This window comes from Pseudomonas syringae (assembly GCF_021606685.1).
GTDB lineage: Bacteria > Pseudomonadota > Gammaproteobacteria > Pseudomonadales > Pseudomonadaceae > Aquipseudomonas > Aquipseudomonas syringae_R.
This window is the reverse complement of sequence record NZ_WKCB01000161.1, coordinates 1-695: the sequence shown is the minus strand read 5'-3', so window position 1 is coordinate 695 and position 695 is coordinate 1. Positions and strand designations below refer to the sequence as shown.

The window sequence follows — 695 nt, the reverse complement described above, 5'->3', positions numbered from 1 at the left end:
ATAAATAGCCCACCGCCCGTCAAAAATTTCCTACCCCATCAAACCCCTGTAAACCCTCACTCTGGCGTAAATAGCAGGCTTTTTGTCTCTGATCCGAGACCATCCGCCGCAACACAAAGCCGAATTTTTCCCTATAATGCGCGGGTAAATCGGGCCTGCAATATCCCTTTACACTGGGATGAAGAGCCAGACCTGAGGCCCCCGCTGGAGCAAGCACCTACCGCTCCGCCCCTCAAGCCTCACGCAGAGCACCCGTTACCCAATTCCGTTTAATGCCTGCGCTAGCTGCTGCAACAAACGATTCCTTAGATCCACCGCGGCCTCAGGGCCGTGTGAACACCCAACCATCCGGTTTCACACGGGCACCTTTGAGCCCTCACGCAGGAGACGACACGTCATGCTGAGCTGGGACGAGTTCGACAAAGAAGAAGAAGGCGAAGTAGCCGCTAAAGGCGCCAACGCCGGCCACGCCACTGAAGCCAACATGGACCGCCTCGACGGTGCCGGCGCTGCCGCCGCCATCGAAGCCCGCGCCGTCACCGCCAGTGACTCCGCCGCCATCGTGCGCGCCAAGGCCGCCCTCGACAAACTCGACGTCGCCGAAGGCCTCGCCGAACTCGAAGGCTCCGCCGCCCGCGTCGCCGTTGACGAAAAGCGCATGATCAACTGCCGCGCCGACCTCAACCAACTCGTGC

1 pseudogene is annotated in these 695 nt (G+C 60.6%); it reads left to right on the top strand.

Annotated elements, in window-relative coordinates:
* Positions 1 to 397: 397 nt before the first annotated feature.
* Positions 398 to 695: pseudogene (locus GIW02_RS27015) on the top strand (ribonucleotide-diphosphate reductase subunit beta); the annotation flags it as partial.